This is a genomic window from Bacillus sp. TE8-1, from assembly GCF_008368855.1.
GTDB lineage: Bacteria > Bacillota > Bacilli > Bacillales > Bacillaceae_G > Bacillus_A > Bacillus_A cereus.
In genome coordinates this window covers 84,467-99,180 of the sequence record NZ_QPET01000011.1, presented here as the reverse complement: position 1 = coordinate 99,180, position 14,714 = coordinate 84,467, and the positions used below count along the sequence as shown (strand labels likewise).

Here is a 14,714-nt window from a genome sequence, read left to right as displayed (position 1 = left end):
TACATAGTTTTGGAAAAAAATTGAACAAAATTTATTATTCTTGTGAAGCATAATATGGGAAGTGAAACATTTAGAAGATTGCTTAAATAAACAAGAATAGCGCAACATAATAGTTAAAGAAGGGTAGGTGTGAACCGCTGAGGTGAGAGTGCGCAGCGGGTAGAGATGGAAAATGAATCAAGAATTTTAATTGTAGATGATGAGGATCGTATTCGTCGTTTATTGAAAATGTACTTAGAAAGAGAACAATATACGATTGAAGAAGCAGATAATGGTGATACAGCTTTAGAAATGGCGTTGCAAAATGATTACGATTTAATCTTATTAGATCTTATGATGCCTGGTAAAGATGGCATTGAAGTATGTAAAGGGGTTCGTGAGAAGAAAGCGACACCAATTATTATGCTGACAGCAAAAGGTGAAGAAGTAAATAGAGTACAAGGATTTGAAGTTGGAACAGATGATTATATTGTAAAGCCATTTAGTCCACGTGAGGTCGTACTACGTGTGAAAGCGGTATTACGTCGTGCTGTACCAACAACATTCTTTACACAAGATACAACGACAAAAGATGTTACTGTATTCCCGCACTTAACAATTGATAACGATGCACACCGTGTTACTGCAGATGGTAATGAAGTAAACTTAACGCCGAAAGAATATGAGTTACTATTATTTTTAGCGAAAGCTCCTGATAAAGTATTCGATCGTGAGCAGCTGTTAAAAGAAGTATGGCAATATGAATTCTTTGGAGATTTACGTACAGTCGATACACATGTAAAACGTTTACGTGAGAAGTTAAGCAAAAAATCACCAGATGCTGCGAAAATGATCGTTACTGTTTGGGGTGTAGGTTACAAGTTTGAGGTTGTGAACGACTGATGCTTTGGAGAAGTGTAGTAGGGAAGTTATGGATGACCATATTACTTCTCGTTTCGTTTGTTCTTGGATTTGTTGCGATTTTACTTTCACAGTTTTTTAGAACGTATTATGTCGAAATGAGTGAAGCTAGACTTCAAAAAGTTGCAACAAGTGTTTCAGAGTTAATTGAAGAAGGTGCCGATGTAAAAACGATTGAGAATATCGCGTACAAATTCTCTGATCCACTTTCAAGGATTATTATTGTAGAAGACGGTAAGGAAATCTCTTCTTCACCGAAACAAGAAGGGTTAGTCACTCTTACAATGGATGACTTAAAAGAAGATAAAGAATTAGCGGCTGTGTTTACAGACAAAAAAGAAATTAAAAATAAAGTTAGAAAAGCGTCTAATAGTAGGAAGAATAAAAACACCGAAAATGATATTATGATCGTCGGAAAACCAATGCAATCAAAAAATCAAAGTGCAGTGTTCGTATATGAATCTTTACAAGTACCGATACAAGGTATGGAAAGAACGACTGATTTTATTTTCTTATCGGCTGGAATTGCGATTATATTAACAACTTTCTTTGCGTTCTTCTTATCTACTCGGATCACAGCGCCGCTTCGTAAAATGCGTGAGGTTGCTTTTGAAGTGTCACGTGGGAAGTTTGATGCAAAGGCTCCTATGGTATCTCAGGATGAGATTGGTGAGCTTGCAACAGCCTTAAATCAAATGGGAAAACAGTTGAAGTTTAATATGAACGCCTTGCAACAAGAAAAAGAGCAGTTAGCAAGTATTTTGAGTAGTATGGCAGATGGGGTTATTACGTTAAATCAAGAAGGGGAAGTCGTAGTTATTAATCCGCCGGCCGAACATTTCTTACAAGTTTGGCAAGAAGAAAAAGAGATAGAGCTCAGTAAAAAACTACCTTCTGAACTTGTGGAATTATTCCATCTCGTTGTAGAAAGCGAACAACAACAAGTTGTTGAAATTAATTTACAAAAAGGAAACTATGTAGTTCTTATGACGCCGCTTTACAATCAAACGAAAATTCGTGGAGCTGTAGCAGTACTGCGAGATATGACGGAAGAACGTCGTCTTGAAAAGATGCGTCAAGACTTTATTGCGAATGTATCGCATGAACTTCGTACACCGATGGTAATGTTGCAAGGGTATAGTGAAGCGATTTTAGATGATATTGTGCAAACGAAAGAGGAAATTGATGAGTTTGTTCAAATTATTTATGATGAATCTGTTCGTTTAGGTAAACTTGTAAATGAATTGTTAGATCTAGCTCGTATGGAAAGCGGTCATGTAGAGTTACATATTGGTGAAGTGGATATACATCCGTTTGTTGAAAAAATTGGTCGTAAATTCCAAGGGATTGCAAAGGATAAAGAGGTCGCGTTAACGGTTGATTTCAAAGATCCAATTGAACAATACCCGTTTGATGCAGATCGTATGGAACAAGTATTGACGAATTTAATTGATAACGCAATACGTCATACGAACGCAGGCGGACATGTAACGCTTGTAATTGATACGAAAAATAATGGTCTTATTTTTGAAGTACAAGATTCGGGTGCAGGCATTCCAGAAGAAGATATTCCATTTTTATTTGATCGTTTCTATAAAGCTGATAAAGCAAGAACACGTGGGAAAAAGGGTGGAACAGGACTCGGGCTTGCGATTGCGAAAAATATTGTTCAAGGCCATGATGGTAAAATTTCTGTATCAAGTGTTGTTGGAGAAGGAACTACATTCTCTGTATATTTACCGAATCGTATAATTTAGATATACGTTTTTAAAGTTGATAATGAATAAAGTTCTGCTGTTTTTTATTTTTTTGTAAACTCAATTAAATAAAGAATGGTAGAACTTTTTTCTATCTTGGTCGAATTAAAAATAACAAGAGAGGTGCTGTGAAGAAATGAAATTATATACAAAAACAGGAGATAAAGGAACGACAAGTGTAATAGGTGGCAGGGTTGATAAAGATGATATCCGTGTGGAAGCGTATGGAACAATAGACGAGGCAAATTCTCATATTGGATATGCAATGACTAAGCTTCAAGGTGGGGCTTTTATAGATATTTACAATGAGCTCGAAAATATTCAACATGAACTATTTGATTGTGGAGGAGACTTGGCAATAGTGGAACAAAAAATTCCTTATAAAGTGACAATTGAGATGGTTGAAAGTTTAGAAAGAAAGATTGATTTATATATAGAAGAAGCCCCGCCACTAGAACGCTTTATTTTGCCAGGTGGTAGCGAGGCGGCGGCTACTATTCATATTTCACGTACTGTTGTAAGGAGAGCAGAACGCTCTATAGTATCATTGCAAAAAGAAGTGAAAATAAATGAAGTTGTATTAAAGTATGTAAATAGATTATCTGATTATTTGTTTGCGATAGCTCGAGTAATAAATGCGCGATTACAAGTGAAAGATGTGGAGTATAACCGTAGTGCATTAGTTTTTCGTGATAAAAAAGAGAAGGAAGTGGAGTAATTCACTTTCTTTTTTTGTATACTTTTTTCTGTAATATACCAAAATAGAGAAGGTATGGTGGTAATTAGAAAACGGAGGATGTATATGAAAGTTTTAAAATGCGGTGTCATGTTATTGAGTATACTGTTTGTATCTCAATTACATGTTTATGCAGAAGAAAATCGATGGACATGGCCTGTTGAAGGTCAGATAAGTGATTATTTTGGGACAAGGCATGGAAAACACTATGGTATTGATGTAGCTGCGCCGATTGGAACGCCTGTGGCAGCTATCCAAGATGGTAAGGTAACGAGGTCTTATTATTCAAGTAGTTATGGAAATGTTGTATTTATTAAACACGGAGAATATGAGGCTGTATATGCACATTTAAATAAGAGATATGTGAATCAAGGAGATTATATTTCCAAAGGAGAAAAAATTGGAGAAGTAGGGAACACGGGAGAATCGCGAGGTGCGCACTTACATCTAGAACTTCATCAAGGAAGATGGACGATGGCGAAAAAGAATGCGATGAACCCATTGCTTGTTTTAAGTGAACAAAGAAATGAAGTTGTTTCTTCGTCATTATATGTCGTACAAAAAGGAGATACTTTAGTTAGTATTGCACGGAAATTTAGTATGACACTTAAGGAAATTAAAGAAAAAAATGGATTGCAGCAAGAGCTAATTTATCCTAATCAACAATTATATGTTAAGTAAAGGAAACGCCTCAAAAATTAAACTTTGAACAAATTTATGTTCTTCTTAAATAAGATTCAATGTAAATGAAATTATATGGGCGCTTTTGCTAGAACTATTGAGTGAATCAGAGCATCTATATCTAAAAGAAAACCGTCCCAAAATTTATTTTGGGACGGCTTCTTTTACCAAAAAATAAAGACACATATAAATCCAGAAATAGCTAAATAGCTATATAAGTAAAAAACTTTTGTTCTTGTTTTCTCTTTTGTTCGAAACAGTACGATAGTCGGTTCAATTAAACCGATTGTCAAACAAAGTAGGCCAAGAAGCATACAACCAATCGAAATAGAATACAGGGCGATTTGTGGTGCTTGAAATGGAATCATCCATTTTAATAAAAATGCAATAAGTGCAGTGTAACAAATACTACCGATGTATTTATTCAGTGGTGTATTAGAACGAAAACCAGGAAGTTTTTTTAAGAAAGAGCGGGAAACAACTTCTGTTTGTAAAGATGTATGCTCTTCAATAATTTTTTGAGCTTCTTTTCCTTTTTGAAAAAGAGATAAGATCCAATTTCGCTCACCCTGAAAAATAAATTGAGAAGTTGTCAAATAGTGATCAATCTTCACTTTATTCCAACTCTTCCACGGATGACGCTCACACAATTTTAATTTACTTTCTGTTTTTTTATCATACTGATAAATACTGATGCCATCTTCATCGAAAGTAGCATAGTATGTCTCGTTTGAGAATGTGCCTAAATCAATTGGGCAGTCGAAAAGTAATTCTTTTTTTAAGTAAAAGTATTCTTTTCTTAAGTTTTTTTTCATTGCTTCTCGAATAGAATGTCTCTTGTCTTTTTTCATGACATTTCCTCCATAACTCAGAAAATGTTCTTATCTTAACAATTCAATATCTTATCACTTTTAATTATATATGACTAGGTAATTCAAAAGAGAAATGCCGAATAATAAAAAATATGGATTGTATTGTAAAATATCTCGCAATTTATTTGTTTTTACGAAAAATAAATAACTAATTTTAAATAAGTTACAATTTTTTAGTTCACAATGCTATGAGGTTGTTGTATAATGAAGGGGAAAATAGAATATCGGTCTATCTTCGGGGCAGGGTGAAAATCCCGACCGGCGGTGATGAACTATTTATGATTTTGTTCTAAGCCCGCGAGCCGTTAAGGCAGGATTTGGTGTGATTCCAAAGCCGACAGTATAGTCTGGATGGGAGAAGATGGAGGTTCAAGCGTTCAAAAAAGATATGGATTTGAACGTCTGTTTGATGTGCCTTAAATTCTCCCTTTGTGTAAAACACAAAGGGTTTTTTCGTTCTATGAAAAATAGGCATAGCAGAACCTTTCCACTTTCCATGAGATGATCGATGGAAAAGGAGAGAGAAAGATGAAACAAAAAAACAGTGTAGTGCAGATGGTGAGTGTAGCGATGCTAAGTAGTATTGCATATTTACTAATGATGTTGGATTTCCCGTTCCCAGGGCTTCCGCCATTTTTGAAAATTGATTTTAGTGATGTACCAGCTCTAATTGCAGCAATTATCTTTGGACCAGTAGCAGGAGTCATTGTAGAGGCGATAAAGAACATTTTACATTACGGGATTCAAGGAAGTTTAACGGGAGTACCAGTTGGAGAAATTGCAAACTTTATTGCAGGATGTTTATTTATTGGACCAGCAGCTTTCTTATTTAGAAAGTATCGTACTGTGAAGAGTTTAACTACAGGATTAATGCTAGGGACAATTACAATGGCACTTATTATGAGTGTATTAAACTACATCATCATATTCCCGGCTTACACTTGGTTTTTAAATTCACCGGCTATGTCTAGCGAAGCTATAAGAACAACGGTTGTAACGGCGATCTTACCATTTAATTTAATTAAAGGGATTGTTGTAACAATTGTATTTGTAGCATTATTCTCACGCCTGAAAGTATGGGTGTTTGCAAAAATGAAAAATGCATAATATATACTAAAACCATTAGTAGTGTGAAACTACTAATGGTTTTTTATTAAGGAAAATAAAGTTTAGATACAAAAAATGCCCCTCATCAATATGAGGGGCATTTTTTGAAGTTAATAAAAGACTATTCGAATTTTAAAGCGTCTCCGTCGAATGATTCGTCAGCAACTTTAATTGAGTCAGTTGGACAGCCTTCGAATGCATCCATCATATCTTCAATTAATACATCTGGAATTTCAACGATACCTTGGTTATCATCTAATGTTACAAATGCAATACCTTCATCATCATAGTCATAAATGTCTGGTGCAGCAGCGCCACAAGCACCACATGCAATACAAGTATCTTTATCAACGATTGTATATTTTGCCATCTTTTTTCCCTCCTGATAATATGTATGTGAAAAGCTCGCCATAAAAATTATAACCTTATTGTAAAACGGTTTGTAAAACTTTTCAACATAAAATTATAATGATAATGCTTATCAATTAGAGTGTCAACTTATTTTTGAATTATGTCATAAGATTTTCAAAATACGTAAATATGATTTCGTTTGATACAATAGAATATATACAAGTATATAGTTCTTATATGATAAGTTTAATGAGCGACAGTAGATAGTGTAATTGTACTGAAAAGAATGAAGTTAAGATTGGAAGGTGGAAGCGGTCATGCAAATACAATATACTTTGTTGCATTGTTTAAAACAATTGAATGGTGAAAGAACCGTTTCTTCTATTTATTATTTACTAAAGGGCAAACGTTCTTCGCAAACTTTACAAGATGGAAATATGTTCCGAATTTCTTTTTTGTTCGGAATATATAAATCATTAAATAGAAATGACTATGATGGTGAAGTTGCAAAGTTGTTGCAAGCGGATTTTATTCAAGAAATACATGAAAATACATATGTGTTAACACCTACGGGTAAAATGCAGTTACATAAATGGGAGGAAGTTTATGCTTTTCCGGCGCATTTGCATGGTTTACATTATGGTGAATTAGGTGAAACATTTTGGAAAAGATTATCATTAATTATTCAAACCATATCAAATTTACAACAGAATAATACGAGGTTTATTCCAATTCAGCAAGATACAGAAATAATGATGTGGGTGAAACGTTTTCTAACAGGAAGGCCATATAAGAGAAGTGAGTTGGCGAGAAAACTATGGACGGAAGTACATAATCTTTTAGAAAAGAGTAATGCGATAGAAGCGACGATTGTAACATATCGATTAACAGGTTATGAACGCATTGGTTGTACATTGCAACAATTAGCAGAAATTACGAAACAAGATATATTCAGGGTGTATTTTTTATTTTGGGGTACAATACATTTCTTTATACAAGAAGTTCGTGATAAAGAAAATGAATTTCCACTATTAGCTGAAATTATATCTTATCCAAATGAGAGAGCTGAATTATTTAGTTTATCCACGAAAAAAACATATAATTTTTGGAGACAAGGACGTTCTTTAGAAGAAATAGCGACGATTCGGAATTTAAAGGTTGCAACGATAGAAGATCATTTTGTTGAAATTGCTTTGCGAGAAAAAGATTTTTCTATTGAAATGTTTATGGAAAAAGAAAAGATAGACAAAGTAATAAAAGTAATTGAAGCATTGCAAACGCGGAAGTTACGTGTTTTGAAACAAGCGGTTGGAGAAGATATCTCTTATTTTGAAGTTCGTCTTGTATTAGCGCGGATGGAGGGTGTAAATGAAACTTGAAGAATATTTATATAAGTGGTTTGGATATTCTGAATTTCGTCCAGGTCAAAAAGGAGTAATTACAGATTTATTAGAAGGAAAAGATGTGATAGCAATGCTTCCGACTGGAAGAGGGAAATCTATGTGCTATCAGTTTCCGGGGCTTATGCGAGAAGGAACCGTGCTTGTTGTATCACCGTTATTATCTTTAATGGAAGATCAAGTGACACAATTAAAGTATGTTGTGAAAGACCGAGTGATAGCATTTAATAGTTTTCGGACATTAAATGAAAAAAGAGAAGCGATGAAAAAATTATCTTCATATAAATTTATTTTTGTTTCACCAGAGATGTTGCAGTCGGAGTTATTAATTAGGGAATTGAAGAAAATTCATATTTCATTATTTGTTGTTGATGAGGCTCATTGTATTTCTCAATGGGGTTATGATTTTAGACCGGACTATAAAAAACTAAATGTAGTTATTGAAAATATTGGTTCTCCTACAGTATTAGCATTGACAGCCACAGCGACAAAAGGGGTACTGCAGGATATCGCAGATAGTTTAAATTTAAAGGGTGCCGCGGAACATGTATACTCTATTGATCGTCCTAATATTGCAATGGATGTGCAATTTGTAGAGACGATAGAAGAAAAGAAAGAGGCGCTTTTAGAGCAGGTGATGTATTTACAAGGGCCGGGGATTGTTTATTGCTCAAGTAGAGCGTGGACAGAAAGATTAACGGAATACTTGAGAGGGAAAGGTGTTACTGGTGTAGCTTTTTATCATGGTGGTATGGAACATGAAGAGCGTATGTTAATTCAACAGCAGTTTATGAACAATCAATTGCAACTTGTAATATGCACAAGTGCATTTGGTATGGGGGTAAATAAGGCGAATACGCGATATATTATTCATTTTCATTATCCAACTAATATAGCTTCTTACTTACAAGAAATCGGAAGAGCTGGAAGAGATGGCGAACCGAGTATAGCTATTTTATTATGTAGTCCGTTGGATCATGATTTACCAATTTCAATCATTGAGGATGAATTGCCAAGTAAGTCACAAATACAATTTTTATTTTCTTTACTACAAGAAAGAATGTTTCAAACGAAAGAATTACCAATAGAAGATGTAGAAGAAATTTGTTATAATGCAGCAAGATTTAATGAGCAATATTGGCGTTTCGTTCGTTATCATCTCGAACAGGTTGGAATTATACAACAACGAAGATTATTATTAGAAGGTTTGTCAGATGAAATCATGAACCGATTAATAGCTGAAGTAGAAATAAGGTTGCGTAATAAATATAGTGAGCTAGAAAATATGAAGTCATGGATACAAGTTAAAGGGTGTAGACGTGAATATGTGCTGCAACAGTTCGGTTATAGGAAAGAGCAAGAGTTAATGAATTGCTGCGATTATTGCGGTATTACCAAAGAAGATTATAAAAAAAGACGAGCGCAACAATCGGATTTCGACTATAATTGGGAAACAGAGTTACAAAAGCTTTTCGGCCTAGAAAAGATGGAGGAATGATGAACATTCAAAGGCATAATGTTGAAGATATGAGTCCGCAGGAAATAAGGCTGAATCTATATATAACACAGTTAATTATTATCGGTATTGGCTGTTTACTGGCATATATATTATTTCAAGATGTAAAAGAAGTCTTTAATTTATGGAAATGGGAACCAGTATCTATACTTATTATAGGTGGTTTGTTAGCGATTGGTATTGTGTTATTAGATTATGTTGCAATGCGAGTGTTTCCGGAGTCTTGGTTTGATGATGGTGGTATTAACGATAAGATGTTTCGAGGAATGTCCGTTCTACACTTACTCGTTATTACGTTCTTGATTGGTTTTGCAGAAGAATTTTTATTTAGAGGTGTAGTACAGACTCATTTTGGAATTGTAATTGCGAGCTTCGTATTTGCAGTGTTACATATTCGTTATATAACAAAGCCATTTTTGTTTTGTTTCGTCTGTTTCATTAGTTTTGTCTTTGGTTATGTATTTGAATGGACAGGAAATTTGTTTATAACAATCTTTGCACACTTTCTTGTTGATTTTATAATGGGACTCCAATTAAGAAAATAAATGGAAGGTGGTGGTGAACAACATGAGGAAACGAATTCCTGATTTTGAAGAGGAATTAGAAGTTGAGCGAGTGGAAGAAAAAGAAAGTTTACCGCCGCGTAGTGAAATTCATAGAAATAAAGAGAAAAAACAAAAGTTTAAAATAAATCACATTTTCGTCCGGGTTTTAACATTTCTATTCATTCTGCTGCCGATTAGTATTTTGTGGTACACGGATAAATATATTCAGGTGAAGGGTGATAGTAATAATGCTGGAAAAAGTGCGTTTGAAGTAATCTTCTTTGATTCAGCTAAATCTGAGTCGCAGAAACATTCTGAAAAAGTAATAACGCATACTGTGAAAGAGGGAGAAACTTTAGAAAGTATAGCGAAGCAATATTTTTCAGATGGAAATGGAATTGAAGTAATTAAAAAGTATAATAACTTGCAAGAAGATGAAGTGAGTGCAGGTCAAGAATTAAAAATTCCGATAAAAGATAAGTCCACAAAGCAAGAAAGCTAGCGAGTTAAGCGATCACAGTTTGTTATAAAAGCCTAGGATTATCTTTATGAGGAGGGAGTCAAAAATATGATATGGATTATATTATTCAGTACTCTCATAGGCATGGGGATTTTATTACTTTTTGTGATGTATAAAGAAGCGATGCGTAATACGGTGTTGGAACATACTTTAGTATTTAAAGAATTTCCGAAAAGTTTTCAAAAAGTAAATGTGTTTTTTATTTCTGATATTCATAGAAGGGTCATTTCGAATTTGTTAATTGAACAAGTAAAAGGAAAAGTAGATCTCGTAATTATCGGAGGAGATTTAGCAGAGCAAGGTGTCTCTTTATCAAAAATCTCTGCGAATATTCAAAAGTTAAGAGAGATAGGTCCTGTATATTTTGTGTGGGGAAACAATGATTATGAGATAGAATATCATGAATTAGATGCGTTATTATTAGAAAATAACGTAAAAGTTTTAGATAATACAAGAGTGGTATTTGAGTCTGAATTAGGAGAGAAAATTTGTTTGCTTGGTATAGATGATGTTGGATTGCACCGTGATCGTCTAGATTTGGCATTGGCGGATTGTAAAGAAGATGGTTTTCGTATCCTAGTTAGTCACAACCCTGATATAATAAAAAAAATGTCTGGAAATGAACAGATTTCACTTGTGTTAAGTGGACATACGCATGGAGGACAAATCCGATTATTCCCATCTAAAAAATATTTAAAAGGTGGCGTATATAACCATTTGAATACGATTCTCTTTGTTAGTAATGGGTATGGAACAACATTGATACCACTTCGTTTCCGAGCACCTGCTCAAACACATATCATTACATTGTGCGGAGGGAAATGATGCCAACTCTTAGTGGGAAATATAATATAAAAGCCGTTTCGAATATAATTGGAGTTCAGCCGAGTACGCTTCGTGCATGGGAAAGACGATATCAAATTATTGCCCCAAAGCGGAATCAAGCTGGGCATCGCTTATATACAGAAGAGCATATTCAAATTTTAAAATGGTTAATGGAAAAAGTTTCTTCCGGTATGATGATTGGACAAGCAGTTCAGTTATTAGAAGAGAATCGTTTGCAGAGTACAGTTCAAAAAGAGATACATTTCGATAAAGAAGTTGTTTTAGTGGACGATTTGCTACAAGCTTTGTTAAAATTTGATGAAATTACAATTGCTGCATTATTAAACGAAGCTTTTAGTATATATTCAACAGAAAAGGTTGTTGCCAGTATCGTTCTTCGAGTGACAGACAAATTATTAACGTCAAAAAATAATAATGAGATTTCAATGGTGCAATTTCAATATGCACTATCATTTTTACAAACGCGTCTAGGGATGGTGTATCACAATGCCTCAATGTTTTCCTCTTTACACAAAGTTATTGTGTTAGAAAAGGATGCATTGAAAGGATTTATTTTTTCAACTTATTTACGCTTAAAAGGATATGAGGCGATATATATTAGGACAAGCTTAGCTGAAGATGGTATGTTATCAGCGGTAGAGGAAATACAGCCGAAATATGTATTTATATCTTTTGCTGACGAACAAGAAATGAAAAAGACGATGAACTTTATAAATGTATTACAAGAAAAAAGGGAATCTCTTTCTGTTGGATTTATCGGAAAGCTAGGCGTTCTAAACCAGTTGGACATTGAAACAATCTTAATTGGTGATACGAAAGAAGAATGGGATGGATGGTTAAAAATGTCGGAATAGTTGTTCGAAAAGAACCATCTATTTTCTATTTCATATAATAAAAATTAGATGCATTGGTTACGTAGGGAGGGTATGAGATGAGGCTGGAACGATTAAATTACAATAAGATAAAAATTTTTCTAACATTTGATGATTTATCTGAACGAGGATTAACGAAAGAAGATTTATGGAGAAATGCACCGAAAGTACAGCAATTATTTCGTGATATGATGCAAGAAGCAAATAAGGAATTAGGGTTTGAAGCAGATGGTCCGATTGCAGTTGAAGTGTTTTCTCTACAAGCACAAGGGATGGTTGTAATTGTAACGAAAGAAAATCAAGAAATGGATACAGATGATGAGTTCCGTGACGAGTTTATTGAAATGCAAGTGACTCTAGATGAAAGTGAGCATATATTATATGAGTTTGCTACGCTAGATGACGTAATTAACCTGTCGAATCGCTTATATAACCTTGGTGTAACTGGCGGAAAGCTATATACGTGGGATGAGCGCTTCTATCTTTGGGTGGAAGAAGAGGAACAAATTCAATTGTTAAAGGCGGATTTTATAGCTATTTTAGCGGAATACGGTAATCCGTCTACAGCAACCATTTATCGCATCATGGAGTACGGTAAAGAATTAATGGATGTTAACGCGATAGAACAAATACACAATTACTTTGTGAAAAAACAAAACCTCAGCTAATACAACATAGCTGAGGTTTTGTTTTTATTTGGAGAAGGGAAGGGAGGATTGTAAATACTCGAACATACTTTTTGAAAATAAAATATGCAGTTTTATGGGAGTGTGGTTGATGAGAATAAAAAATATTTAAATATTTAAGTATTTTACTTTTCTAAAAGTAATAAAAGGACTATAATAATAGTGAAAACGCTTGCAACAGAAAATAGTTTGTATATATTTGTTAGCGTTTTCTATTGCATTCCAAATTTAAGGGTGTATACTAGGCAATGAAGGTTTACTAAACAAGTGAAATTACAGGGGGTTTACTTACTATGGTAGCCGAAAAGGGAACTCAAACAAAAACACAACAACAAAGGGAACAACATTTTGAACTATTGAATTCAACACAAATTGTTATTAGTGAAGCGTTAGAAAAATTGGGTTATCCAAACGAAGTATATGAATTATTAAAAGAACCAATTCGTATGATGACAGTGAAAATACCAGTTCGTATGGATGACGGGACTGTTAAAATATTTACAGGATATCGTGCGCAACATAATGATGCTGTTGGTCCAACGAAAGGTGGAATTCGCTTCCATCCGAATGTAACAGAAAATGAAGTGAAAGCACTTTCAATCTGGATGAGTTTAAAATGTGGTATTGTTGATTTACCATATGGTGGAGGTAAGGGTGGAATTATCTGTGATCCACGTGAAATGTCATTCCGTGAGTTAGAAAGATTAAGCCGCGGTTATGTACGAGCAATTAGCCAAATCGTAGGTCCGACGAAAGATATTCCAGCTCCAGATGTATTCACAAACTCTCAAATTATGGCGTGGATGATGGATGAGTATAGCCGTATTGATGAATTTAATTCACCAGGATTTATTACAGGTAAACCGCTTGTATTAGGTGGATCACATGGACGTGAAACAGCAACAGCGAAAGGTGTAACAATTTGTATTCGCGAAGCTGCTAAAAAACGTGGCATTGATATTAAGGGTGCACGCGTTGTTGTTCAAGGATTCGGTAATGCTGGTAGCTTCTTAGCTAAATTTATGCATGATGCAGGTGCGAAAGTTATTGCAATCTCAGATGCTTACGGCGCGTTACATGATCCAAACGGATTAGATATTGATTATTTATTAGACCGTCGTGATAGCTTCGGTACAGTAACAAAGCTATTTAACAATACAATTTCAAACAAAGAATTGTTAGAACTTGATTGCGATATTTTAGTACCAGCTGCAATTGAGAACCAAATTACAGAAGAAAATGCTAATGATATTAAAGCAAAAATCGTTGTTGAAGCTGCAAATGGTCCAACAACATTAGAAGCGACTAAAATTTTAACAGATCGCGGAATTTTGCTTGTTCCAGACGTGTTAGCAAGTGCTGGTGGTGTAACAGTATCTTACTTTGAGTGGGTACAAAACAACCAAGGTTACTACTGGACTGAAGAAGAAGTAGAACAACGTTTAGAAAAAGTAATGGTAAGATCATTTGATTCTATTTATGAAACAGCACAAGTTCGTAAAGTGAACATGCGCTTAGCGGCGTACATGGTTGGTGTTCGTAAAATGGCTGAAGCAAGCCGCTTCAGAGGTTGGGTATAAAATATTATATCTTGAGAAAACGTGATTTCCTTTCGAGGGAATCACGTTTTTTTGTTGAAGTATTAAATGAGGTGTTGTATATGGAGAATGAAATGCTGGAACGAGTAGAACAATTAGAAGAGAAGGTTAAGAGGTTAGAGGGAGAACTTGCAAGAACGATGAAAGCTCGAAAAATAAGTACCGTTCGGATGTTCGGGGAAGGGCTACTGTTTTTGGTATTTGGTGTGGTTGTAGTAGGGCCGATTATTGCCGTTGTAATCTCGATTTTTACTTGGCTTGCTGAAAAATAAAATAAAATAAAAATAAAAAGAACGCTTGTTCTATACGAACAAACGTGCTATACTC

At 34.5% G+C, this 14,714-nt stretch carries 16 protein-coding genes and 1 riboswitch; of the genes, 14 read left to right on the top strand and 2 right to left on the bottom strand.

Annotated elements, in window-relative coordinates:
• Positions 1 to 165 precede the first annotated feature (165 nt).
• The 4 genes from resD (at position 166) to DN404_RS08765 (ending at position 4,074) form a co-directional block, all read left to right on the top strand.
• Positions 166 to 882: a DNA-binding response regulator ResD gene (resD, locus tag DN404_RS08780; RefSeq protein WP_000426861.1), complete on the top strand. Its 717-nt coding sequence runs from the start codon at positions 166 to 168 to the stop codon at positions 880 to 882.
• A complete protein-coding gene (gene resE, locus DN404_RS08775) occupies positions 882 to 2,657 on the top strand; it encodes a sensor histidine kinase ResE (RefSeq protein WP_074618958.1) in 1,776 nt (591 codons plus the stop codon). Before resD ends, resE begins: the two co-directional genes overlap by 1 nt.
• A 136-nt stretch (positions 2,658 to 2,793) precedes the next feature.
• Positions 2,794 to 3,375: a cob(I)yrinic acid a,c-diamide adenosyltransferase gene (locus DN404_RS08770; protein ID WP_149214977.1), complete on the top strand. Its 582-nt coding sequence runs from the start codon at positions 2,794 to 2,796 to the stop codon at positions 3,373 to 3,375.
• Positions 3,376 to 3,459: 84 nt separating this feature from the next.
• Positions 3,460 to 4,074 carry a peptidoglycan DD-metalloendopeptidase family protein gene (locus DN404_RS08765; RefSeq protein WP_000866119.1) on the top strand — a complete coding sequence of 205 codons (615 nt, stop codon included), beginning with the start codon at positions 3,460 to 3,462 and terminating at the stop codon, positions 4,072 to 4,074.
• Between the two features lie 164 nt (positions 4,075 to 4,238).
• On the opposite strand, the gene DN404_RS08760 is transcribed toward DN404_RS08765, so the two are convergent.
• Complete coding sequence (locus DN404_RS08760; protein WP_149214976.1) at positions 4,239 to 4,925, bottom strand: hypothetical protein; 687 nt, start codon at positions 4,923 to 4,925, stop codon at positions 4,239 to 4,241.
• A 248-nt stretch (positions 4,926 to 5,173) separates the two neighbouring features.
• Positions 5,174 to 5,313, top strand: a riboswitch (FMN riboswitch).
• Positions 5,314 to 5,474: 161 nt separating this feature from the next.
• Here DN404_RS08760 and DN404_RS08755 point away from each other — a divergent pair.
• Positions 5,475 to 6,053, top strand: a complete 579-nt coding sequence (locus DN404_RS08755) for an ECF transporter S component (protein ID WP_000810856.1) — start codon at positions 5,475 to 5,477, stop codon at positions 6,051 to 6,053.
• A 121-nt stretch (positions 6,054 to 6,174) separates the two neighbouring features.
• Here DN404_RS08755 and DN404_RS08750 read toward each other — a convergent pair whose 3' ends face one another.
• A complete protein-coding gene (locus DN404_RS08750; RefSeq protein ID WP_001151993.1) occupies positions 6,175 to 6,423 on the bottom strand; it encodes a ferredoxin in 249 nt (82 codons plus the stop codon).
• 298 nt (positions 6,424 to 6,721) lie between these two features.
• Here DN404_RS08750 and DN404_RS08745 point away from each other — a divergent pair, with 298 nt between their 5' ends.
• The 9 genes from DN404_RS08745 (at position 6,722) to DN404_RS08705 (ending at position 14,659) form a co-directional block, all read left to right on the top strand.
• Positions 6,722 to 7,783: a YpbB family protein gene (locus DN404_RS08745; protein ID WP_001167004.1), complete on the top strand. Its 1,062-nt coding sequence runs from the start codon at positions 6,722 to 6,724 to the stop codon at positions 7,781 to 7,783.
• Positions 7,773 to 9,302: an ATP-dependent DNA helicase RecQ gene (recQ, locus tag DN404_RS08740; RefSeq protein ID WP_000762962.1), complete on the top strand. Its 1,530-nt coding sequence runs from the start codon at positions 7,773 to 7,775 to the stop codon at positions 9,300 to 9,302. The genes DN404_RS08745 and recQ overlap by 11 nt, the downstream gene beginning before the upstream one ends.
• Positions 9,302 to 9,865 (top strand): CPBP family intramembrane glutamic endopeptidase, encoded by a 564-nt coding sequence (locus DN404_RS08735; RefSeq protein ID WP_001025780.1) that lies wholly within the window; start codon positions 9,302 to 9,304, stop codon positions 9,863 to 9,865. The genes recQ and DN404_RS08735 overlap by 1 nt, the downstream gene beginning before the upstream one ends.
• 22 nt (positions 9,866 to 9,887) lie before the next feature.
• A complete protein-coding gene (locus tag DN404_RS08730) occupies positions 9,888 to 10,367 on the top strand; it encodes a LysM peptidoglycan-binding domain-containing protein (RefSeq protein ID WP_001231553.1) in 480 nt (159 codons plus the stop codon).
• Between the two features lie 66 nt (positions 10,368 to 10,433).
• A complete protein-coding gene (locus DN404_RS08725) occupies positions 10,434 to 11,210 on the top strand; it encodes a metallophosphoesterase (protein WP_025709293.1) in 777 nt (258 codons plus the stop codon).
• Entirely contained in the window at positions 11,210 to 12,085 is an 876-nt protein-coding gene (locus DN404_RS08720; protein ID WP_025709291.1) for a MerR family transcriptional regulator, read from the top strand. The genes DN404_RS08725 and DN404_RS08720 overlap by 1 nt, the downstream gene beginning before the upstream one ends.
• Positions 12,086 to 12,162: 77 nt before the next feature.
• The gene (locus DN404_RS08715) at positions 12,163 to 12,771 is read left to right on the top strand and encodes a genetic competence negative regulator (RefSeq protein WP_001235402.1); all 609 of its coding nucleotides are present in this window, start codon (positions 12,163 to 12,165) and stop codon (positions 12,769 to 12,771) included.
• Between the two features lie 311 nt (positions 12,772 to 13,082).
• On the top strand, positions 13,083 to 14,369 hold the full coding sequence (gudB, locus tag DN404_RS08710) for an NAD-specific glutamate dehydrogenase (protein WP_000225173.1): 1,287 nt from the start codon (positions 13,083 to 13,085) through the stop codon (positions 14,367 to 14,369).
• A gap of 80 nt (positions 14,370 to 14,449) precedes the next feature.
• The gene (locus DN404_RS08705; RefSeq protein ID WP_000426763.1) at positions 14,450 to 14,659 is read left to right on the top strand and encodes a hypothetical protein; all 210 of its coding nucleotides are present in this window, start codon (positions 14,450 to 14,452) and stop codon (positions 14,657 to 14,659) included.
• The last annotated feature ends 55 nt before the right edge of the window (positions 14,660 to 14,714 follow it).